We start from the raw sequence: 22,977 nt of genomic DNA, 5'->3' as shown, positions 1-22,977 counted from the left end.
AATTTTTTGGGAATTTAATTTCGAGACTTTAACTTATTGACTCATTAATTTTTAGAATGTAATAACACTTCGGATAGATTCACCCCTTTGCATTAGATCAAACGCCTTGTTAATCTCTTCCAAAGGCATGATATTGGTGATTAAATCATCAATGTTAATTCTACCATCCATATACCAATCAACAATTTTAGGAACATCTGTACGTCCTCTTGCACCACCAAATGCGCTTCCTTTCCAGACTCGTCCGGTGGCCAATTGAAATGGACGAGTACTAATCTCTTCATCTGCACCGGCTACTCCCACAACGGCAGAAACGCCCCAACCTTTATGGGAACATTCCAAAGCTTGTCGCATAACTTTAACATTACCAATGCATTCAAAACTATAATCTGCTCCTCCTTTAGTTAACTCTACTAAGTGTCCTACTAAATCACCATCAATTTCCGTGGGATTAACGAAATGGGGTATGCCAAACGTCCATTAGCTCCAACTATTTTCGCTCCTTGGATCACATTCAAGCCAACGCATCCTAGCCCAAACACTACTACATTAGAACCAGGCTCAATCTTAGCTGTATTGACTACTACACTAATTTCCGTTGTTACCCCACAGCCAATGTAACAAATCTTCTCGAAAGGGGCATCTTTACGAATTTTTGCTAGCGAAATTTCTGGAACTATAGTGTAGTTAGCAAAAGTAGAAGTTCCCATATAGTGGTAGATGGACTTTTTGCCTATGGAGAAACGGCTGGTACCGTCAGGCATAACTCCCCGTCCCTGAGTTGAACGAATTGCCTGACATAGATTAGTTTTAAGGCTTAAACAGTATTTACACTGACGACATTCAGGGACACAGAGTAGTATAACATGATCGCCTGGTTTGAGGCTGGTTACCCCCTCCCCTAACTCAACCACAACTCCTACCCCTTCATGTCCGAGAATGACGGGAAAGAGACCTTCAAGATCTTTCCCGGATAAGGTATAGGCATCAGTGTGACAAACTCCAGTAGCTTTAACTTCTACTAAAATCTCCCCTTTTTTTGGTCCTTAGACTTGTACTGTTTCGATACTGAGAGGTTTACCAGCCTCAAAGGTAACAGATGCTTTGACATCCATAATGTTATAATTACGGTTGCCAATTTTTGGTTAGTGGTATGGCAATGCTGAAGAGAAGACTCCCAATTCTTTAAAGGGACTATTGCTTCCTAACAGTAATTCATTTGATTCGTTGATACAGCACCGGGATAACAAATTGTACACTTGAGCGCTATAACTAACAAAACTGTTTGTGAACAAAGTAAAAAATGTGTCCGTTCAGATAAATTCTAGTTGTTTTTCATAAATTAAATATATTATGCAGCCAATTTTTTAAAATAGTTGTTAATTAAAGAAAAGTGTCCTTTAGATTGCATGAAATCTCCGATAGCCCAAATAATGTATTACAAGATATATTCTGGGCTTCTGTCATTTGTCCATAAGAAAATACCCAAGGTAAATTCTCTTTGACAACCTTAGTCTCGCTAAGAAACCAATCCTTAACATAAGGGCTCCCATAAACAATTAATCCCTTAACTATCTTGTACTTTAATAATTTTTTATAAGTCTTCTGTGCTCTATCAGTTAATCCTGCATTTCCCCGAAATGGATTTCCTCTAACAAATACTTGTAATAGAGTTTTACGATTATCCTCTAAGACAAAATTGAGAGTATTTTCGTCAACTAATTGTAAATTATATCCTAGCCGTTCAGGGATAATGACAGCAGGGGTCTGACGATCTAAAAAATTACAATTAAGTAGATCATCCACTACAATTAAATTGCGTCGTCTGTATTTACTCTTTAGAGGTAAGTTTCCTCCTTTCTCCCCTGAATATTGGAGAACATGAGTAACTGTTTGTTTAGCCCTAGGTTGAGATAATTGATTTAAGGAAGATAGAGGCTGATTATCGAAAGAATAAAAAGTAGTCGATGTTTTTTGTTTAGCATGCCAAATTCTAGCTAGAGAGGCTTCAATTCTCTCAGAAGTAATGCGCCCTGACTCTACCGCTTGATAAATTGCTTCAATAGTTTTTTCAGGATTATTAGGCATTAATAAAATATCAGCACCTGCTTCCACCGCCATCACCGCCACTTCTTCAGAAGAAGCATAATTAGCTACTCCTCCCATTACTAAAGCATCAGTAACAATTAGCCCTTCAAAACCCAACTTTTCTCGTAGTTGACCTGTTAGGATCTTTTTAGAAAGAGTTGCGGGCTTTTGTTCATCCCAAGCCTTAATCAACAAGTGAGCGGTCATAACACTATCGATACCAGCCTCTATTGCTTTTTTAAAAGGAACTAATTCCACCTCAGCCAGTCGACTCATTTTATGAGGTATGATTGGTAAATCTAGATGAGAATCTGTACTAGTATCTCCGTGTCCGGGAAAATGCTTAACAGTAGTTAAAACTTTATAGGTTTTAGCCCCGTCTATAAACGCTGTTGCTAAGTGACTAACAATTTCAGGATCATTACTAAAAGACCGTATATTGATTACCGGATTTTCTGAGTTATTATTAACATCGACTATGGGAGCCAAGATCCAATTAATCCCAATAGAGAGAGCTTCTTGAGCGGTAGTTACACCCATTTGAGTCGCACATCTGATCGCTTGACCTAAGTCTCGTTTGGCAATAGACCCTAGCGCCATTGGGGGAGGAAACCAGGTAGCTCCTGAAAATCTTTGTCCCACGCCCTCTTCAATATCAGCAGCTATCAACAGGGGAGTCTTTGACCACTGTTGTAGCTGTTGGGTCCTTAGAGACAATTCGGCCCCAGTACCCCCCAATAATATAACTCCTCCTAAATTCAAGGTTTGTAACCAATGGTGTAATTGAGCATTAGGAGCCTCCCAAGTAGGATAACGAATTTGCTGATCAAATAGATGACCAGATGCACGAACCACTATCATTTGTCCAATTTGTTGTTTAAGGGTTTCGTTGGTCCAATGGGATGATAAGTTAGTCACAGTGGTTAATTATTCTCCTCTTGGTCGAGTTCATTTTCCTCAGGAAGAGTTTCCTTAATTTGATCGAGCAGATGAACCATTTGATTTCCTCTTTCTAAGGAAAGATCTTGAAGGAAGATCACTTCCGGAGTGCGTCGTAGTCGCATTCGCTGTCCCAATTCTCGACGAACAAATCCTACGGACGATTGTAGTCCAGCCATGGTTTCCAGTTGAGCATGTTCGCTCCCGTAAATACTGACGAAGATTCTGGCATATTGTAAGTCTCCTGATACATCAACTGATGTAACACTAACCATTCCCATCCCCACGCGGTCATCTTTGATATCGTGGAGTAACATTTGACTAACTTCACGTTTTATCAATGAGGAAACGCGAGAAACTCGACGACTGGTAGCCATTATTGTCCTCTACTATTCTGAAATTATGGGACAAAATCTAGGCAGAATGTCCCAAGTTGACAACTCTATTGTCTCTAAAGATATCAACATATTACTGTTCTGATTAGGCAAGATAATTCTTATTGATTTTACTCAATTGAAGGATTATCCTAAAGCCGAAGATTCCAAATTAGGAGGAATATCTTGCCAACGTCCAGGACCAACAGCCCGAAGGGCCTCTGCCAAATTGAGATTCCCTGTGTATAAGGCCTTTCCTATGATTACACCCTTTACTCCCAAAGCTTCCAAAGAAAGTAACCCTAATAAATCAGTCAAAGAACTTACTCCCCCCGATGCAATAACTGGAATCTCAACGTGACTTGCCAATTCTCGTAGGGCTTTGCAGTTAGGACCAACTAGAGTTCCATCCCGATGAATATCGGTATAAATAATAGATGTAGCCCCGAATCCTACCATTTGTTGGGCAAGATCTGTTGCTAATATTTCTGAGGTTTTTAACCATCCTCGTGTAGCTACTTTTCCATTACGTGCATCGATACCTACAGCAATTTTTCCAGGAAATTCTTGACATAATTCTTGGACTAAAGTGGGAGCTTCTACTGCAATAGTTCCCACAATCGCAGTAGAAGCTCCTAAAGCTAAGAGTTGAGCAATACTAGGACTACTGCGTAATCCTCCTCCTACTTGAACAGGGATAGCAACAGATTTCACAATACTTTCAATAGTAGTTAGATTAACAGGGGTTCCTTGTTTAGCCCCATCGAGGTCTACTAGGTGAAGACATGTTGCCCCAAGATCTGCCCATCGGTGGGCTATTTCCACTGGATTTTCACTGTAGATTTGGGATTGTTTGTAATCACCTTGATAAAGACGGACACAACGTCCATCAAGAATGTCGATTGCAGGGATAATATCCATTTTTTGATTTATATTGCCAGATTAATTTACTTTAATTTTTATTATCCCTTAGAGTTCCACAATTAGATATTAGAGACAAAAATCTGATCATAAAACTAGTTTGATTACTTCTAGTTCTTTCACTGACATCTCTAGATACGCAGTAGGAAACGTATCTAGAGAAAATTAAGCCTATTAGGATAAAAAATCAATAAATTGTTCCTCGTAAGGCTTCTGCATCTATAGGTTTAAGCAAATAAATTCGCAACAAATCTCCAATGATTCCAATAATTAACGGCAATTTACTTAAAAACTTTACAATTCTAGGAGCATCACTTTCTCCGATAGCTTTCATCTTTAAGTTACGCTCAGAACATCGTTGTAAACGAGGATAAAATTCAGGACTATCCACATCAAGAATACTGGGGAATGCTCGTGCTGATGTTTGATTCGTCTTACGAATCACTTCTTGATCAAATTCTGTGGCGTTTAATCCTAAAGACTCATAAAAATCAGTTCTTTCATGAACGGTCAAGGTATGAGTCACAAAGACAGATAAGAGGAAAAAACGACTCCATAATCTGGATTGCCAAGTGTTCCACAGTTTAGGTTGAGAGCGTAACAATGCGGCAAAAATGTCCCCGTGACGATTTTCATCTTGACACCAATTCTCAAACTTTTTAAAAATAGGATAAAATTTCTTTTCAGGATGTTTTTCTAGATGATTAAAAATAATAATATAACGCCAATATCCAATTTTTTCAGATAGATAGACAGTATAAATGACCCATTCTAAAGGGAAAAAGGTATAGGTACGGGTTTTCGTTATTTTCCCTAAATCTAGAGATGAGTTAAAGTCAGCCATTGCCTTATTTAAAAATCCAGCATGACGCGCCTCATCCCGCGCCATCAAGTGAAATATTTCTGATAAGACATGGCTACGTCCTTTCAGTTTTCGGGAAAGTTCTTTAAACAAAAGGAACCCAGAAAATTCCGAGAGACAAGATCGTTCAAGATATTCGATAAATCCTTTTTTTACTACTTCGTCTAAATGGTCCCAAGAACCTGTATTGAATTCTTCATCGCGGACAAAATGTTGACGATTGTAGTCTTTTCTCATCTCCGTCAACATCGCGTTTAATTCTCTTTCTTGTTCTGTCAGAGATAGATTTGCAGCAGTTTCAAAATCTGTTGTGTAAAAACGCGGGGTGAGAAGAGTTTCTTTGACAGGGACTTTAGTTGTTGATCCTACTTGTGTTGGAGTAACTTTACCTAATGTATTGACCATGACCCTTTATACAACTGAATAGTCATATAAAAATATATAGCCAAAGGCACCTCTTTGGCTATATGAAGTGTTACAGAATGCTAATATTTAGCGCTATTTTTAATCTCGTAAATAAATGTAATTAATACTGGATGTTAACTAAAATTTAATGGCTATTTTAATCAATTGAGAACTTTTTAAGACAAAAGTAATAAAAACCAGTTAAGAGCGTTCCTTAATCTCACCCGTTTAGGGGAAGTAGACATTTTGCCGTTCGTCTTAAACTTTCTAGAGGTAAAAGTAAATTATTTCACATTAAAAATAAAGAAAATGACTACATAGCCATGAAAATTATTTTGTTATCGATTAGCTTAATTTTTTCTCTGATAGCAACTGTAATCGCCTCTGAAACAGAGCCTTCAGCTAAGGATCTTGGCAAAGTTGAACCTAGAATTCTTAGCGATTGGAATTGGTCTGTTGGGGGTAGGTATGCAGATTACACGCAAGCAGAACCCTACAATTCCAATGGACTGGGTTTAGATGCTTATCAAACTAAGATTGAAAAACTGAACAATACCTTAGAAATCAATGATAGTCGATTAGGAGATGTTCAAAGGCCAACTCGTCGTCTTCCTTTTGCTGAATTTTAATCTAAATAGATAGGGTTTTGTATTTTAACCCTGTTATTGTTCTTCGGTATTTTGTAATTATTCTAATCTCATTGTTCGAATAAATGTTCTGCATTAACTTAGTCAACACTAATTCTTTCTATTGTCATTTGATCTATTCTCGAGTAGTATATTCCTAATCTAGTAAAGTTACCTTTATCGAGTATGATTAAGTAATTAAAGGTAATTTACAGAGTATTGCTATCTTAATGTTATGTGTTTATTTTAAAAAGATCATAGTAGATTGTAATAAGATAAACTAAGAGAAGACTATTTTAAATTGAGTCCTTAGTAAATATATTACTAGTAACATTATAAATTTATCTTACATTCCAATCAGTCGATAAACAACAGTTAAATAAATGTTCTTACTTAAAGTAGTTTACTTTTCTTAAATTTTTCTTAAATTTATTAAAAAATTTATAAATAAAGTATAGTGATTATATAGCTCAATATCAAAATACAGTTCAGAACTAAGTAATATTTTATAAATATCAGGTTAAAAGTGTCCTGAATGTTTTTAAGTTTTATAAAGTATATTGACTTGCGTATCTTCGCTATAAAATTAAAGTTTTAACTGGACTTGATTTTGTAGATTTACTTTAACTAAAATTTACCAACCGCTTAGATCGATTATAATGATCTCAAGAAAAGATACAAACAGATCTAAAAGTTATTTTTGAAGAGTCGTGTTCACTGGATTAATTCAAGGCCTTGGTACAATGCGTCCACATGGAGCTGATCGCTTTATTCTTTCTCTAAAAGATGGTAGGACAACCGATACCTGGATGGACCTCGCCCTGGGAGATAGTGTAGCTATTAATGGAGTTTGTTTGACTGTTGAAGAGATAACCTCTGATGGATTTATAGCTACTGCTTCTCCAGAAACTCTACAGAGAACAACTCTAGGTAAACAAGTTCAAACTGCCAGTTATGTCAATGTAGAATCTTCTTTACGCGTTGGTAGCAAACTAGGTGGACATTTTGTTACTGGACATGTTGATGGAGTAGGTTGTTTTGTAGAGATGATCACTACTGAAAAATCTTGGGAGATGTTCTTTGCCGCCCCTCCTTCTCTTCTAAGACATTGGCAAGAAAATATTGAACGGTATCTTTTGCCTAAAGGCAGTGTGGCAGTCGATGGTATCAGTTTAACAATTGCTGAATATAATTCTAAAGAGCATTGGTTTAAAGTTGCAGTTATTCCCCATACTTATAGTCAAACTAATCTCTCTTATCTTAAGAGCGGGGACTGGGTAAATATTGAAGGAGATATATTAGGTAAATACGTTGCCAGATTATTAGGACAATCTTCAAATTCTTATCCAACTGATCAAGATATTAATCCAATCTTTCTTTCAAAACATGGTTATATCTAGTTATCCAAACAAGATTCTAATTATAAATATGAGATTGTAGTTATAGTCTGGCAATTAGTGTATTACCTATAGAGCATCTTTTAAATTTAAAAATCATAATTTTTTTGCTATCTTCCACTCCTTGGGAATCTTACAATTGTCTATTAATAATATTCCCAAACAATTATTACTCAAGTGTTATTAATAGCTGAATTTATAGACTATCCAATCTATTGACAATCACCCTTCATATAAAACCCTTTCTACTTTGGATTTTTGACCTTATTTTAAATTTATGTACTTATTAATAGATAGATTTTAATATTGCGTCTTCAAATAGTCTGCTTTCAGATTCGCTTTTTGACTATTATTCTCAATAAAAATCTAACTAAACTGAAAAAAAATAATAAATTTTTACCAGGAGTTGACATTTGTGTTGAAACTTATGTAGCTTAGTAAGAGATGAAATTCGGCACATCATCGTTCATCTCGACATAGCTAACAGAAAGAGGTTGTGAAGAGACGGAAGTAAGTTAGGGAAACTGAAGGAACGCAAGACAACCTATAGAACATTAATGAGGTAAAAACACGTAGATGCTTATATTTGCTTTAATTACTTTGACGATTGCTTCAGTGTCTGTTTTTCTCAGCTTTAATGCTAAAGAAGATGTTTTTAGGGCAGCCATGGGATGCACTGCTACTGTGTCTACTCTCTTAACTTTAATTGTTGCACCTTGGATTCTTAAGCTCGCTATCTTAGCAATTCCTATTTTTATAATTGATAGACTCAACAATAAAACTACTAAAGAATCAACCCACGGCTAAAAATTTCAATCACGATATCATCTCGACTGAATAAAGGCTAAGAATAAAATCTCTAAAAACTTAGAGCTCTTCTAGACTAGATTTGATAGGTTAGGAGTCAACAACTTCCGATAATTTTATTTTGATAGTGTTTTATTCCTGTGAAAGCTTAACTTTTATAAAAAATAAAATTTTTAACTACAGAGAGTTACAAAATAAAACTTCCAGTCGTTGAACTAGATTGCTATTCTTTTATTAGAGATGTGTTATATAGATCGAAATCTTCTTTACTTTGTAATTTCTAGTTTTTTACAGATCAACTCTTTCTATCAAATACTATTACTATACCCTATAATTATAGAGACTTGACTTATTACTTGAGAACCAATAGATTATTTCTTCAACTTTGCTACAAAAAAGTTGATGCTCATCATGATTTATTAGACATATCATTTCATCTGTAAAGAAGATCCATAGATGTGCTCACAGTCATTCCAAAATCATAGTAAATAGACTGTAGTTTATACAGGTGTACTGAGCTTTTATTGACTCAATAAAATTAGTGTGACAGTTGATATTTACTTCACCCATATATAATTAACTATAAATTCTTGTATAGATAATGTTGATGATATCAGGTATCCTAAAATGGACTAATAACAGAGTTAAAAAGTAATAATTGCCAATAGAACAATGGATATACTCTATAGTCAAGGTCAATATTAGTGATCAACATTTTTATGTGATCTGAATTTAAAACATAATTATAGCAAAAGCTTAATCCCTATAAGAACTGAGTCTTTGCCTTATTTTTTTTAAAATTCTAAAAGTTGTAAGTCTTTATTTGATTTAGGCTTACATCAGCATGTTTGGTAACAATAATAATTAATCAACAAACGATATTTCCAAAAATTAAGTGAAGCTATTAAGCAAACAAAATAGAGACAATGCGATAATAGTTGACAATCTTTGTTCTTTAAACAGTCCATATTTTTTATAAATTATAGTTAAACTATAGACTTTATTTATACATTTGATAAGTTTAAGATTATTCAACTAATGTAGTACTTACTCTTCTCGTTAGTAAAATAGTTTTTTTATAACATTTCTTTACCAAAAAAGATAATTTATCTATCTTAATTCCTATAACATCTACCTAAATAAAATTTGAATAAATTAAAACATCTGCGATTAAATGGTATAAGGTCGCTATTTTGATTCTATAGTAGATAGAATACTAGCTCTTTTTACCCAGAAACTTTGTTTTTCTTTAAGCTACTACAAATAAAACTATTATTTTTTTACGTTATTAATTTGTCTATCAGCTCATACTATTCATAATAACATTGATTTTTTTTCATAATTATACCCTCTCAAATTATCTAGTAATATTTAATATTTGTTATTAATTGATAATTTGTTTTTCAAATGTTATCAATATCTTTAGCCTATCTACGATACCAATTTGTGAAACCTTCAGTTTTATCAACTAAGATAATACCTTGATCCTTTAACTTATCTCTAATACGGTCACTTTGGTCATAGTCCTTGTTATTACGAGCTTTTTTTCTTTGTTCTATCAAATCTTCAATTTCTGTATTACTTAACATATTTTGTGACTGTTTTTTATACTCATTTTTATTAACTTCTAGTCCTAAAACTTGTGCTAATTCTAATAAAGTTTTCCATTTTTCTTCTAATATTTGAGATGGAGTATCTATGTTTCCTTGGTGTACTAAAATGTTTCCTGCTCTGCGTAATTCTTTAGCAATTTGAAATAATATCGCCAACCCACCTGCGAAGTTGAAGTCATCATCAACTACTTCTTGGAATTTTTGTTTTAAGATAGGAGAAGACATTGCAGAGGAAAAGCCTAGTTGAGTTCCGTATTGATATCCAAAAAGTAACCCTTCTTTAAGAGAAAACCAACCATTGGTTGCTGCTTTCAATGCTTCATCAGTAAAGTCTACAGGTTTGCGGTAATGTGCCTGCAGGATAAACAATCGTATTGCCATTGGATCTATTTCACTTAATAAATCCCGAATAGTGATGAAATTCCCTAATGATTTAGACATTTTTTCTCCCTCCACTTTCACCATGCCATTGTGCATCCAATAACGAGCTAAGGGTTTTCCTGTTACTGCTTCTGACTGCGCAATTTCATTTTCATGATGAGGAAAAATTAGATCACTTCCTCCCACATGAATATCGATAGTTTCCCCTAGATATTCTAAAACCATTGCAGAACATTCAATATGCCATCCTGGACGGCCTTTTCCCCATGGAGATTCCCAAGAAGGTTCCCCTGGCTTCGCACTTTTCCAGACTGCAAAATCGAATGGATCTTTCTTTTTGGCTGTTTCGGTCTCTTCTAAATCCACTCTGCCACTGGCACCTACTTGCAAATCTTCTAATTTGCGCCCTGAGAGTTTCCCATAATTTTGAAAACGTCGTACCGAGTAGTAAACATCTCCACCTGATTCATAAACATAGCCTTTTCGTTTGAGTTGGGACACTAAGTTTTGAATACCATTGAGGGTATGAGTTGCACGAGGGTAAGCATCTGCCTGTTTGACATGAAGACGTTCCATATCCTCAAAATAGGCTTCAATAAACTTTTTAGAAACTGATTCCATTGATGATCGCTCTTTATCCGCCCGATTAAGAATTTTATCATCAATATCCGTAAAATTTTGGATATAAGTTACATCATAACCCCGCCATTGTAAATAACTCCGAACTACATCCCATACCATACAGGTCCTGGCATGACCCAAATGACAATAATCATAAACAGTGATCCCGCAACAATACATTCGTACTTTTTTGTCTTCAATAGTTTTAAAGATTTCTTTTTTACGAGTTAGAGTATTATATATAGTTAATGTCATTGGTAATTCTATACTAAATAGTTAATGATTACGGTTAGAGATATCTAACTACTTACAATCCTATCATTGCACTGAGTTCAAGATCATTGTCTTTTTACATACAATGATGAAGATATACATGATAGTTTAATTTATAAGTTCTAGAGATAGAATATATATGCAACTATAAGGTAAATAAGAACGACTGCTTTCTATAAAACTAACTTTGTATAGACGGACTCATAAACTTATAGTTTAAACATACAATAAAAGATATCAAGATAGCTTAAGAGATAAGAAAAAAGACTAGAAAAGAAGACAATACTCATATTATTATGATAATTGCACAGAAAATTAATTTAATAAACTCTAGAAAGATTGTATTAAATTATAGATATTGCCGTTTAAAATCAAGCTATATACTTATCTATATTTTTATATCATTTAAACGAAATAATCGTTGTGATTTGATCATTAATTTATAGCTTATTTACTTGCTTACTTCATGAGTTTAAATATGGTGTTATTTGTTATGTGAGTAGTATAAAGTATATATAAAAAATCAAAATATACAATTCCTCTAAATTAGTCGTGATATTTTAAATTTACGGTTAAAAATAGCAAAGAAACGATACTGTAATTATTAATACTAAACATATAATAAAAATAAAAATAGATAACAATCAAAGTTCTTATAAAGAACAACAATAACTTTTTTAAAAAACTAGATTATATGCTTGTAAAAGACAAAAATTATATGAGACAATGTTGATAAATATTAGAATATAAATAAACTAAGATAAAAAGTGTTTTAAAAAAAATAAAAAAATAATTTATCTAGATCAAGTAAGATTTGATAATAGAAAAAATTATCTATACATCTAAAGTTATAAATAAAAAATATATTCTTCTAATGTAACAGCTTCTTGCAAACCTATGATTTGCGACTAAATTTTATTATTATATTTTTTGTGCTTACATTACAGATTTTTAAATTTTAAAAATTTTTAAACTAGTTAATGATTGAGTTGGTTAATATAGGGTGAGTATTACTCACCCATAAATTTAAAAATTAGTACAATTAGTGATAGCTTCAGTTAACTTTTCTATAACTTCATAAACTTCCATTACTCCCAATTCACCCGATGTACGAGTCCGAATACTTAAACTGTTAGACTCCACTTCTTTTGCGCCTGCAATTGCCATCACAGGTATTTTCTGTTTTTCAGAATTACGAATCATTTTACTTAACCTTTCTCTAGAAGTGTCTGCTTCTGCGCGAATGCCTAATTTTTGCATTTTATTTACTATTTCTTTAGTAAAATCTAATTGAACATCACTGACAGGTAAAATACGTATCTGGATAGGAGATAACCATAAAGGAAAATCTCCAGCATACTCTTCAATTAGAATACCAATTAATCTTTCTAAAGAGCCAAATGGGGCTCTGTGAATCATAACTGGACGTTGACGAGTTCCATTTTCTGCTATATATTCTAATCCAAATCGTTGAGGTAAGTTATAGTCAACTTGAACTGTTCCTAATTGCCATTCTCTTTCTAAAGCATCTTGAAAGATAAAGTCTAATTTAGGACCGTAAAAAGCTGCTTCTCCCGGCGCTTCAAAATAGTCCATTTCTAAAGTTTGTACTGCGCGACGAATAGCATTCTGAGATTTTTCCCAAACTTCGTTAGACCCAATATATTTATCTAACTCCTCACCTCTGAAACTTAATCTAGCCTTAAAATTATTTAGTTGCAAACTTTTAAAAACAGTAAGAATCAAGTCGACCACATTCAAAAATTCTGTATCTAATTGATCAGGAGTGACGAATAAATGAGAGTCGTCAACAGTAAACCCACGAACGCGAGTTAATCCTCCTAATTCGCCCGACTGTTCATATCTATAAACTGTGCCAAATTCTGCAAACCTAATTGGTAAATCACGGTAAGAGCGCAACTCACTTTTATAAATTTGGATATGGAAAGGACAATTCATTGGTTTAAGAACAAACCCCGTTTCTTGTGCTGCTTCCTCAGCATTTTCTGCCATCATAGGAAACATATCATTTTTGTAATTTTGCCAATGACCTGAAGTCTTAAAGAGATCAATCCGACCAATATGAGGGGTTACTACTCCAAGATAACCTCGTTTAATTTGTTCTTTTCTTAGAAAATCTTCTAAAGTAAACCGAACTATAGTCCCTTTCGGAGTCCATAGTGGTAAACCTGGTCCTACGGAGTCAGAGAAGATAAATAACCCTAATTCTTTACCTAATTTACGATGATCTCGTTTTAGCGCTTCTTCCTTGCGTCGTTTATATTCAGCTAATTGTTCGGGGGTTTCCCACGCAGTTCCATAAATACGTTGTAGTTGTGCTTTTGTTTCATCTCCTCTCCAATAAGCTCCGGCTACACTTTCGAGATCAAATGCTCTGGGATTAATATCTCCAGTAGTTTCTACATGGGGTCCTGCGCAAAGATCCCACCATTGATCTCCCAAATAATAAAGGGTAATAGGGGGTTTAAGTCCTTCAAGTATTTCGAGTTTATAGGGTTCTTTAAGCTCAGTAATACGTTTTTTCGCTTCCTCTGGAGTTACTTCTTCACAGATGATTGGAAGTTTACGTTTTATGATTTTAACCATTTCTTTTTTAATGGCCTTGAGATTCTGTTCAGTGAAAGGTTCAGGAATATCAAAGTCATAGTAAAACCCCGTTTCAGTCCAAGGTCCAATGGTCACTTGGGCTTTAGGGAAAAGTTTCTGAACTGCCATAGCCATAATGTGGGAAGTTGTATGGCGAATACGCTTGACTTTATCAGACTCGCTGGTACGGGGGAGTTTAATCGGATTGATTTCCGGGGATACTTCAAGGTCAGTAGTAGACTGGTTAACCATTCACTTTACACTCTTTCTATAATTCTTTATCTAGTTTATTGTTTATTAGGAGACAGAGAACACGAGAATAACCTTACGTTAATTATCTTATTTATATGGAACTGATAATTTAGATTTAATTGGTAAAGGTTATCAATCTACAAATTATTCTTTTAATCAATTATTATTTGAATTATGCTGCAATGGGCATAAATAATAACTTCTTAGTCTAATATTTAGTAGTGTTTATATACAGTGCCATTTAGTAACATTTTGATTAGTTATTTTCTATTCCCTATGGTAGGGTAATACAAATATGTTCTTAAATAACTAATCAAAATTAAAGTGATGTTCATATTAAATAAATTTATAAACTAGGGGCAAAAATATATGACTATATACTTGCTAGTATCCATCCTCAATCTATAAAGAAATATAAATTTACTTTGTCTCTAGATGCTGTTAAAAATATTATAATCTAAACTATTAGTAATAACTATTTAAGTTAATACTGTAATTCCATTAAATCTTTTGTGCAGACATTAGCAACAATAACTATATTTTTGAATTTAATTGAGGTCACATTATAAAAATTTGCTCAACTTTATAGGTTATCCACTTAATTATTATTTGGTTGGTTGTTAGAGCAAAATAATGCTATTAAAATCATAAAATCTGAGATAAGAATTGTTGGGATCTTTCTGCTTTAGGGTTATTAAAAAATTCTTCAGGAGTCGCCACTTCAACAATTTTCCCTCCATCCATAAAAACTACACGATCAGCAACTTCCCTTGCAAACCCTACTTCATGGGTGACGCAGACCATAGTCATCCCAGATTTGGCTAAAGTTCGCATAGTATCTAACACTTCTTTAATCATTTCTGGATCCAAGGCTGAAGTTGGTTCATCAAATAACATAATCTTGGGTTGCATAGCTAGTGCGCGGGCAATCGCTACTCGTTGTTGTTGTCCTCCTGATAGTTGACCTGGATATTTGTGTGCCTGTTTGAGGATACCTACCTTCTCAAGTAACTGCATTGCTATCACCTCTGCTTTTTCTTTTTTTTGGCGACGAACCCAGATAGGAGCCAGAGTAACATTATTAAGTACTGTTAGATGGGGAAATAGATTAAATTGCTGAAACACCATACCTACTTCCCGACGAATAGTTTCAATATTTTTAAGGTCATGAGAAAGTTCTACGCCATCAACGATGACATTACCCCTTTGATAAGACTCTAAGGCATTAAAAGTGCGAATAAAAGTAGATTTACCTGACCCTGATGGTCCCATAATGACCACTACTTCTTGAGGATTAACCCGAAGACTGACTCCCCGCAACACATGAAAGTTATTGTCGTACCATTTTTCCACGTCTTGAGCAATGATAATAGGGTTCTTTTCAGAACGGGAATATAAATTTTTATTTTTGATAGATTGAGTCATAGATTTTAAGCAGTAATTATTTGAACTCTTACCACTGTATTGCAAAACTCTCAAACTTTCACGATGAACTATCACCTAAACTCATTTAAGAAGGCAAAAGGAGATAAAGTGCTAGACCCACAAGAGAAATATTGTCAATTATAGATTAACCTTATATTTCAACAGTGAAAGAAAACAATAGCTAATAGATAAAAATTCAAATCATTACATGCAATAAAAAATTTTTTATCTATATTCACAACAGTTCTGATTTGTTTTTCCTCTAAGAAGTGGATATAAATAAATATTATAATTGTTATTTAGACACAAACTTTAACTCAATAAGATTTTAACCTATAGCTACTTACTTTTGAACTTATAAGTATCAATTTATTTTAAAATAAGTCTAGTTATGTATATAATTAGTTGGCAAATAACAAAATAGTAAACAAATCACAAACATGTCTAAAGTGAAGAATATTTTTATAAAAGACTGAGTAAAAATTTTATTTTTTTTATTATTAGAAAATAGTGTTCTTAGAGCAATATTTGAATTGTCATTGTCGTGACAGAATTAATAATCAAGGTATTTGTGATATTTACCATTAAAAAACAACTTAATTAAGTTAAATATTTTAAAAGCTAGCTATATAAAATTAATTACCAATATAATTAATTTTATATAGACGGTTATATTTAGATTTCATAAATATCGGTAATTTTATGGGTTTATACTTAACTTATTGATATTTTTTCTGAAAATAATAAAATCATCACATTAAATTTAAAGAAATATATTAAATAAAAATAACTTTTTTTATATCTTTTTCTATATTATTTTTCATAAGTGTCCATCAACATTAGATAATAGAGAAGATAACCGATATCTAACTCATACTTCTCATGAACACTCCCTTCCTTCCCCCCGAAGACTTACCTATGCAAAGTACGACGGACTTCGGACTGCAACGGAGACTTGATGAAATCATCGGTCAACATTTCTATGAATCTTGCGATTGCTCACTCCAAACCTTATTGTCCCAGTGTGGATGGTATCTTACCAGTTCCCTTAATGTATTAACTTTAGTAATTACCTGTCCTGATCATTCAACTAATTTACGTATTCTTAAACGTGTTGCAATTCTAGGGTATTATTTACAAAATTTTACTGAGCGCGGAAAAATACAGATCTATCCTCCTGTCGGGGAAGGAACTTCCTTAATAATTCCTGTTAGAAAACGACAAATATATCAAGATTCTCTTTAAATAAAACCTAAGTAAGATAGACTTTGTCTATCTTACTTAGGTTTTATCATTTCTAAGAGTTTGCTAAATATAATTCAGACAACTGAGAAAAATAATTTCATTAAGATTATAAGTACCATAACTTTGAAGAGTAGTTTGTCATAGTATGGTCAAATTCAACTATAAAGTATCCAATAATATTTGAATTCCTCATGAAATATATTGATATTAATGTAGTGTTTGTTTATAATTTGGATAGCAAATACTGTACCAATAATTTTATTGAAACTGACCTAGTTTAAAGTTATACAAAAAAATAACCATGATAATGATAAATATTTGTTTATTTGGATATTAACTGTAAATTTTTAACTATTAATTAAAGCTAGCTAATATATCTATTTCTTGCTGTAATCAGTAAACTTCTATTGTAATTACATATATATAACTACCAAGTTCATTCAATACAAACAAATATCTATCTTGATAGACCTAAAGTCTTGAATAATTATGACTAATCTGAAGAGATAAAAATAGAATTATAATTAGTAAATAGTCTTATATGGATAAATATAAATGATAGAACTTCAATATTTTATCTTGCTGCATTACCAGTACCTAGAAAAAATAGCACACGATTAAAACTCTATACTTGTTAACTAAGCTTAGTAACAAAAAACATAATTTTTATGTAATAAAAGGCACGAATAAAAGTAATTAGTCTTGCAAAAAACAAAACTAATTACTTTAGCTATATATTTTTCTTATTTCTGTGATCATAATCTCAATGATATTACATACAAAATGGGCGAAGACCATTAGGTCTGGAATTAGCTGGATAGTAGTCATGATATAAATAACTCTAGAACATATTGTCATAAACTAAGCAATATATTCTACATTGAGTACATTTTTACTCTACAACTTCCTTAATTTTATATGTAATAATTTTTAAATTTTTGGGACATTGAAATATGACAATTTATTAAATTGGACTGAAATAAAAAATATTATTAGTTTATTTTTGATATCTTCCATTTCCCTGATACTTATGACGATATGGCACAATAGAGAGTGTTGACTAAATGATGGTTATGTCAAACTGCATCAAACAAAACTTTAGGTAACTCTCATGACTTCAATCCTTGAGGCACCTACAAGAACTCATCGCATTGTTTTTCCTTTCACTGCCATTGTCGGTCAGGGAGAGATGAAATTGGCTTTGCTGCTCAATATCATTGACCCTAAAATCGGTGGTGTAATGATTATGGGTGATCGTGGAACCGGAAAATCTACTACTATTCGTGCATTAGCAGATTTACTTCCCGAAATTAATGTGGTAGCTGATGATCCCTTTAACTCTGACCCCGATGACCCTGACTTAATGAGTGATTATGTCCGTCAACAACTGAAAGAAAATATTTCTCTTCAAGTCGTTAAGAAAAAAGTTACGATGGTGGATCTTCCTTTAGGCGCTACCGAAGATAGAGTCTGTGGTTCAATCGATATTGAAAAAGCCCTCACAGAAGGGGTAAAAGCTTTTGAACCTGGACTCTTGGCTACAGCCAATCGTGGTATCATCTACGTAGATGAGGTTAACCTCCTCGATGATCACCTTGTAGATGTTCTTCTTGATTCAGCAGCTAGTGGTTGGAATACAGTAGAACGGGAAGGGATTTCTGTGCGTCATCCTGCGCGGTTTGTCCTAATTGGCTCAGGAAACCCAGAAGAAGGAGAATTGCGACCTCAATTGCTTGATCGTTTCGGAATGCATGCAGAAATTCATACCATTAAGGAACCAGAGCTGAGAGTAAAAATTGTAGAGCAACGCTCGGAATTCGACCAAGATCCACAAAAATTTCATCATGAATGTCGATTACAGCAAGAAGAACTTCAGAATAACTTAGTTAGAGCCCAAAAACTTCTCAAACAAGTTAATATCGACTATGATTTGCGGATTAAAGTTTCTGAAGTTTGCTCGATACTAGATGTAGATGGACTGAGGGGAGATATTGTTGCTAACCGTGCCTCTAAAGCGTTAGCCGCTCTAGAGGCACGGACAGATGTCACTATAAGTGATATTCGTCGTACCATTGTATTATGTTTACGTCACCGACTTCGTAAAGATCCCCTTGAAACTATTGATTCTGGTTGCAAAGTTAACAAGGTTTTTAACCAAGTGTTTGGCTTAGAAACGGAAGAATATTAAAATAGGATAAAATTATACAAAAAGTAGCCTCGAGTCGAGATTAGTTTTAAGAACTGTCAAGTAAGTTTAAAGTTTATAACATAAATCTAGTTTAAATGGAAATTAGCAAAAAGGTCCTGAATCTCTTTTGAAGATATTCTCTCTTACAATAAAATTAGATGAATTAAAGATTTGCAAGTTCTGTGTTTGTGTCATAAATTATCTATTGTTATTTCTCGTTATCTATCTAGGAGCATAGTCGAGCTAAACTTAAAAAAATTCGTTAAGATCAAGGTTAATTAGGGAATCGCCCAACCACTGCTCTGCTAAAAGTCCTATGACTTCTGTAATCGCTGTAGAAAAAGAAAAATTAGAAAATCCTCCGTTGGATATTCACTATTTAGGTGATCGCATTCTACGTCAATCCGCCAAACGTATTACGAGAGTGGACAGTTCTGTTCGCAAACTAGTCAAAGAAATGTTGCAAACTATGTATAGTTCTTATGGAATCGGTTTAGCTGCACCTCAAGTGGGGGTTCATAAACAATTAATTGTTATAGACTGTGCCCCTAATGATTCCACAAATCAACCTATGGTCTTAATTAATCCTAAAATCACTAGTTTTTCTAAAGATTTATCCCTGGTTGAAGAAGGTTGTTTAAGTATTCCTGGAGTTTATTTAGATGTGACTCGTCCTGAAGTAATTGAAGTGTCCTTTAAAGATGAACAAGGCAAACCATGTAAGCGACAAGTAACTGATTTATTAGCACGGGTTATTCAACATGAAATAGATCATCTCAATGGGGTAATGTTTGTTGATCGAGTTGACAATAGTCTAGCGTTAACAGAAGCTCTACAAAAAAATGGATTTTCTCCGCAGGCTATCAAGCCAGTAAAATAACTAGTTGACTAACACATCAGACGAGGGACAATTTTTGTGACCCAACAGGGCTATTTTGATCACAAAAATTGTCCTTATTGTAGCTACTAGGAATCTCTCTTTCATCATAAACCTCTGACTGAAGTATTATTTCAAACATCAGCATTTCCTCAACAATTCTTTGTTTTGTGCGTTATATAAGACATATCTACCCTTTATTGATTTTATGAATACTTTTTATCTTGTATGTAGCGATCTAGAAATTATTTTCTAAATTTTCCTCACAAGAGAGATTGCAAAAAAAGTTGCTGTCCCCCCCCAAAGTAAACTAATTAATATATAGCTTAATCCTAATAGATATTCTTTGTTCCTTAACAAGAGATGGTTCTCATAAGAGAAAGAAGAAAAGGTTGTGAACCCCCCACAAAATCCCGTTGCTAACAACAATGTCCAATTAGAGTGAAGTTGAAATCTTTCAGTTAATCCGATAGAAATTCCAATAATAAAACATCCCACAATGTTAACGGTAAGTGTCGCTAGGGGAAAGGTATATTTGAGTCCCAGCTCACTACTAACAATTTGGACTACAAGATACCGAGAACAACTACCTAAGCCACCCCCTAGAAATACTATCAAAAATTGTAAGAATTGCATTTTTTTCATCAACCATTGTATTTAGAGTACTTATTGTCAAGATTTCATATTATTGACACGGTGAACATTGACGATATCACTCAGATTCCGAATTTGAGTGATGACATATTCTAGTTGTTGACGGTCACGGATATCAATTCGTAAGTTAATCATTGCAGTCCGGCTACGCCTGGTCTGTACCCCAGCATTTCGAACATTAATGTTGTTGTCACTAAGACGGGATAAGATATCTTTGAGTATTCCTACACGATCAAGGGCTTCAATAAAAATATCCACTGGGTAAGTTTGGGTATGTCCACTGTTTTCCGTAGAATTCCAACGCACTGGAATTAGGCGATCTCCGAGTATATCATTTACGTTAGGACACCCTTGACAGTGAATTGAAATGCCTCTAGCTCCCCTTGTTACTATACCGATAATGGGTTCTCCAGGCAAAGGATGACAGCACCCAGCAATATTGTAAACTAAACCTTCAACGCCCATAATTGGAGATTTATTTTGTTTAACCGGACAAAAAGCAAGTGGAAAAGAATTAGAAAATTGAGTTTTATCATCGGATACTTTTTCTTCTTGAGTCTTAACAGTAATTTCTCTGAGTCTGTTAGCGACTTGATTAAGAGTAATTTCTCCATATCCTAAGGCTGCTAGTAAGTCTTCAACTGACTGGTAATTACAGCGTTCAGCGACACTTTGCATGGGATCAGATTTCAATAAAGCATCCAGTCCACTTTTACCTAATTCTTTTTCTAACATCTCGCGTCCTCGAGCAAAATTTTCGTCTCTGTGTGATCGTTTATACCACTGACGAATACGATTTCGGGCACTGGGAGTTACTACAAAATTAAGCCAGTCTAAACTAGGATGGGCATTTTTCTGCGTGATAATTTCTACAATATCTCCATTGTTAAGGGGAATATCTAAAACTGACCACTTTTCATTTACTCTTGCCCCTTTCATATGATTTCCAACTTCTGTATGGATACTATATGCAAAATCCACAGGCGTAGCCCCTCGTGCCAGGACGACTACATCCCCTTGTGGAGTAAATACATAAACATCATCATCAAATAGATTATCTTTAAGAGTATCTACATATTCCTGGGCATCCTGGAGATCTTTTTGCCATTCTAGAAGTTGACGTAGCCAAGTAAATTTTTCATCCTCGTCAGAAAGAGTTATATAGTCAGATCCTCCTGTTTCTTTGTATTTCCAATGAGCAGCAATCCCATATTCAGCAATATGATGCATCTCTAGGGTACGAATTTGTACTTCTAGGGGACGACCTGTTAAGCCTACTACTGTTGTATGAAGAGATTGATAACGGTTGGGCTTTGGCAAGCCAATATAATCCTTAAAACGCCCAGGAATTGGTTTAAACGCATCATGAACTACTGCTAAAGCACGATAACATTCTTCATTATTTTGAACAATAATCCTCAGAGCAGCAATATCGTAAATTTGATTAAATCCTTTTTGCTGCCGCTGCATTTTACTATAAATCCCGTAGAGATGTTTAGGACGAGCTTGTAAGTCTAAAATTCGAATTTCAAGACTTTCTAACCGTTTACGTAGAATTTCCTTTACTTTTTCTAAACGGTTTTCTCGATCACTACGTTTTTCAGCTACTAGGGACTGAATTTCTCGATAGGCTTCTGGTTCTAAATATTTAAAGGAAAGATCTTCCAGATCCCACTTCAACCGCCAAATTCCTAAACGATTAGCTAAAGGAGCAAAAATTTCTCTAGTTTCCAGAGCAATACGTTTTTGTTTGTCTGGTTTTAGGTGTTCCAAAGTTCGCATGTTGTGTAAGCGATCAGCTAGCTTCACCACAATCACCCGGATATCCTTAGCCATTGCCAAGAACATTCGACGAAAATTTTCGGCCTGGTGTTCTGTCTTACTCGAAAAATTGAATTTAGATAGCTTAGTCACTCCCTCCACTAAGTGTCGTATTTCTTTCCCAAATTGTTCCTCAATTTGTTCTAAGGTGACATCTGTATCTTCCACTACATCATGGAGAAATCCAGCCGCAATCATGGACTTATCCCCGCCTAAATCACGTAATATCTCTGCTACGGCGATAGGGTGTGCAATATACGGATCTCCCGATTTACGATATTGCCCTTCATGTAGTTGATAGGCAAAACTGAATGCCTGACAGACAAGATCAATGCCTTCACTGTCTTGATCAGATTGACAGAGGATGAGACCTTGATTTAACCAATCAGGAAGAGACAGTTCAACAGGCTTGGGGTCAGTATAGCTAACTAGGTTCATAGAAGAATTAATAGAGCGATAAGATACAAAATAAGATAGTTGTAGTGACTGAAAGCATAATTACTGTGCGGATTGATGAGAAATTATTGTTAAATAACAAAATTAACTAAAAATACCCAAAAATTTGAACTTATATTCCCTGTTGATATCATTTCATAGAGGA

The 22,977-nt window shown here is 34.1% G+C and carries 16 protein-coding genes, 1 pseudogene and 1 riboswitch; of the genes and pseudogenes, 6 read left to right on the top strand and 11 right to left on the bottom strand.

Going from position 1 to position 22,977, the window contains the following annotated elements:
• Positions 1-51 precede the first annotated feature (51 nt).
• The 5 genes and pseudogenes from OXU93_RS06445 to acsF form a co-directional block, all read right to left on the bottom strand.
• Positions 52-1,115 (bottom strand): annotated as a pseudogene (locus tag OXU93_RS06445) (S-(hydroxymethyl)glutathione dehydrogenase/class III alcohol dehydrogenase).
• Positions 1,116-1,383: 268 nt separating this feature from the next.
• On the bottom strand, positions 1,384-3,006 hold the full coding sequence (locus OXU93_RS06440) for a glycoside hydrolase family 3 N-terminal domain-containing protein (protein WP_267383359.1): 1,623 nt from the start codon (positions 3,004-3,006) through the stop codon (positions 1,384-1,386).
• A gap of 5 nt (positions 3,007-3,011) precedes the next feature.
• Entirely contained in the window at positions 3,012-3,404 is a 393-nt protein-coding gene (rbfA, locus tag OXU93_RS06435; protein ID WP_267383358.1) for a 30S ribosome-binding factor RbfA, read from the bottom strand.
• A gap of 144 nt (positions 3,405-3,548) precedes the next feature.
• Entirely contained in the window at positions 3,549-4,322 is a 774-nt protein-coding gene (hisA, locus tag OXU93_RS06430) for a 1-(5-phosphoribosyl)-5-[(5-phosphoribosylamino)methylideneamino]imidazole-4-carboxamide isomerase (protein WP_267383357.1), read from the bottom strand.
• A 187-nt stretch (positions 4,323-4,509) separates the two neighbouring features.
• The gene (gene acsF / locus OXU93_RS06425; RefSeq protein ID WP_267383356.1) at positions 4,510-5,589 is read right to left on the bottom strand and encodes a magnesium-protoporphyrin IX monomethyl ester (oxidative) cyclase; all 1,080 of its coding nucleotides are present in this window, start codon (positions 5,587-5,589) and stop codon (positions 4,510-4,512) included.
• 323 nt (positions 5,590-5,912) lie between these two features.
• On the opposite strand from acsF, the gene OXU93_RS06420 reads away from it, so the two are divergent.
• From OXU93_RS06420 to OXU93_RS06410, 3 genes are all read left to right on the top strand, one after another.
• Positions 5,913-6,218, top strand: coding sequence for a hypothetical protein (locus OXU93_RS06420; protein WP_267383354.1), 306 nt, complete (start codon positions 5,913-5,915; stop codon positions 6,216-6,218).
• A 707-nt stretch (positions 6,219-6,925) separates the two neighbouring features.
• Positions 6,926-7,615: a riboflavin synthase gene (locus OXU93_RS06415; protein WP_267383353.1), complete on the top strand. Its 690-nt coding sequence runs from the start codon at positions 6,926-6,928 to the stop codon at positions 7,613-7,615.
• A 458-nt stretch (positions 7,616-8,073) separates the two neighbouring features.
• A riboswitch (Glutamine riboswitch) is annotated at positions 8,074-8,151 on the top strand.
• Positions 8,152-8,188: 37 nt separating this feature from the next.
• Positions 8,189-8,419 carry a riboflavin synthase subunit alpha gene (locus OXU93_RS06410; protein ID WP_267383352.1) on the top strand — a complete coding sequence of 77 codons (231 nt, stop codon included), beginning with the start codon at positions 8,189-8,191 and terminating at the stop codon, positions 8,417-8,419.
• A 1,427-nt stretch (positions 8,420-9,846) separates the two neighbouring features.
• On the opposite strand, the gene cysS is transcribed toward OXU93_RS06410, so the two are convergent.
• The 3 genes from cysS to OXU93_RS06395 form a co-directional block, all read right to left on the bottom strand.
• Positions 9,847-11,289, bottom strand: coding sequence for a cysteine--tRNA ligase (gene cysS, locus OXU93_RS06405; protein WP_267383351.1), 1,443 nt, complete (start codon positions 11,287-11,289; stop codon positions 9,847-9,849).
• A gap of 1,044 nt (positions 11,290-12,333) precedes the next feature.
• On the bottom strand, positions 12,334-14,166 hold the full coding sequence (thrS, locus tag OXU93_RS06400; RefSeq protein ID WP_267383349.1) for a threonine--tRNA ligase: 1,833 nt from the start codon (positions 14,164-14,166) through the stop codon (positions 12,334-12,336).
• A gap of 645 nt (positions 14,167-14,811) precedes the next feature.
• On the bottom strand, positions 14,812-15,591 hold the full coding sequence (locus OXU93_RS06395; RefSeq protein WP_267383348.1) for an amino acid ABC transporter ATP-binding protein: 780 nt from the start codon (positions 15,589-15,591) through the stop codon (positions 14,812-14,814).
• Between the two features lie 882 nt (positions 15,592-16,473).
• Here OXU93_RS06395 and OXU93_RS06390 point away from each other — a divergent pair.
• The 3 genes from OXU93_RS06390 (at position 16,474) to def (ending at position 19,904) form a co-directional block, all read left to right on the top strand.
• Positions 16,474-16,836, top strand: coding sequence for a hypothetical protein (locus OXU93_RS06390; RefSeq protein WP_267383347.1), 363 nt, complete (start codon positions 16,474-16,476; stop codon positions 16,834-16,836).
• A gap of 1,111 nt (positions 16,837-17,947) precedes the next feature.
• On the top strand, positions 17,948-19,024 hold the full coding sequence (gene bchI, locus OXU93_RS06385) for a magnesium chelatase ATPase subunit I (RefSeq protein WP_267383346.1): 1,077 nt from the start codon (positions 17,948-17,950) through the stop codon (positions 19,022-19,024).
• Between the two features lie 316 nt (positions 19,025-19,340).
• The gene (def, locus tag OXU93_RS06380) at positions 19,341-19,904 is read left to right on the top strand and encodes a peptide deformylase (RefSeq protein WP_267383345.1); all 564 of its coding nucleotides are present in this window, start codon (positions 19,341-19,343) and stop codon (positions 19,902-19,904) included.
• Positions 19,905-19,920: 16 nt separating this feature from the next.
• On the opposite strand, the gene OXU93_RS06375 is transcribed toward def, so the two are convergent.
• The 3 genes from OXU93_RS06375 to OXU93_RS06365 form a co-directional block, all read right to left on the bottom strand.
• On the bottom strand, positions 19,921-20,043 hold the full coding sequence (locus OXU93_RS06375; RefSeq protein ID WP_267383343.1) for a hypothetical protein: 123 nt from the start codon (positions 20,041-20,043) through the stop codon (positions 19,921-19,923).
• 110 nt (positions 20,044-20,153) lie between these two features.
• Positions 20,154-20,537 (bottom strand): fluoride efflux transporter CrcB, encoded by a 384-nt coding sequence (crcB, locus tag OXU93_RS06370; protein ID WP_267383342.1) that lies wholly within the window; start codon positions 20,535-20,537, stop codon positions 20,154-20,156.
• Positions 20,538-20,573: 36 nt separating this feature from the next.
• Positions 20,574-22,814, bottom strand: a complete 2,241-nt coding sequence (locus OXU93_RS06365) for a RelA/SpoT family protein (RefSeq protein ID WP_267383341.1) — start codon at positions 22,812-22,814, stop codon at positions 20,574-20,576.
• Between the last annotated feature and the right edge of the window lie 163 nt (positions 22,815-22,977).

Origin of the sequence: Cyanobacterium sp. uoEpiScrs1, from assembly GCF_947331815.1 — a bacterium.
In the GTDB taxonomy this organism is placed as follows: Bacteria; Cyanobacteriota; Cyanobacteriia; order Cyanobacteriales; family Microcystaceae; genus Rippkaea.
The sequence above is the reverse complement of the archived record's forward strand: the minus strand, read 5'-3'. Positions and strand labels throughout refer to the sequence as shown.

Bases quoted from the DNA above. Each gene is read 5' to 3' on its own strand.
- bchI (WP_267383346.1), top strand. From the start codon at position 17,948: ATGACTTCAATCCTTGAGGCACCTACAAGAACTCATCGCATTGTTTTT.
- thrS (WP_267383349.1), bottom strand. From the start codon at position 14,166: ATGGTTAACCAGTCTACTACTGACCTTGAAGTATCCCCGGAAATCAAT.
- OXU93_RS06410 (WP_267383352.1), top strand. From the start codon at position 8,189: ATGCTTATATTTGCTTTAATTACTTTGACGATTGCTTCAGTGTCTGTT.
- crcB (WP_267383342.1), bottom strand. From the start codon at position 20,537: ATGCAATTCTTACAATTTTTGATAGTATTTCTAGGGGGTGGCTTAGGT.
- def (WP_267383345.1), top strand. From the start codon at position 19,341: ATGACTTCTGTAATCGCTGTAGAAAAAGAAAAATTAGAAAATCCTCCG.
- OXU93_RS06390 (WP_267383347.1), top strand. From the start codon at position 16,474: ATGAACACTCCCTTCCTTCCCCCCGAAGACTTACCTATGCAAAGTACG.
- rbfA (WP_267383358.1), bottom strand. From the start codon at position 3,404: ATGGCTACCAGTCGTCGAGTTTCTCGCGTTTCCTCATTGATAAAACGT.
- acsF (WP_267383356.1), bottom strand. From the start codon at position 5,589: ATGGTCAATACATTAGGTAAAGTTACTCCAACACAAGTAGGATCAACA.
- cysS (WP_267383351.1), bottom strand. From the start codon at position 11,289: ATGACATTAACTATATATAATACTCTAACTCGTAAAAAAGAAATCTTT.
- OXU93_RS06365 (WP_267383341.1), bottom strand. From the start codon at position 22,814: ATGAACCTAGTTAGCTATACTGACCCCAAGCCTGTTGAACTGTCTCTT.
- OXU93_RS06420 (WP_267383354.1), top strand. From the start codon at position 5,913: ATGAAAATTATTTTGTTATCGATTAGCTTAATTTTTTCTCTGATAGCA.
- OXU93_RS06395 (WP_267383348.1), bottom strand. From the start codon at position 15,591: ATGACTCAATCTATCAAAAATAAAAATTTATATTCCCGTTCTGAAAAG.
- hisA (WP_267383357.1), bottom strand. From the start codon at position 4,322: ATGGATATTATCCCTGCAATCGACATTCTTGATGGACGTTGTGTCCGT.
- OXU93_RS06375 (WP_267383343.1), bottom strand. From the start codon at position 20,043: ATGTTTGAAATAATACTTCAGTCAGAGGTTTATGATGAAAGAGAGATT.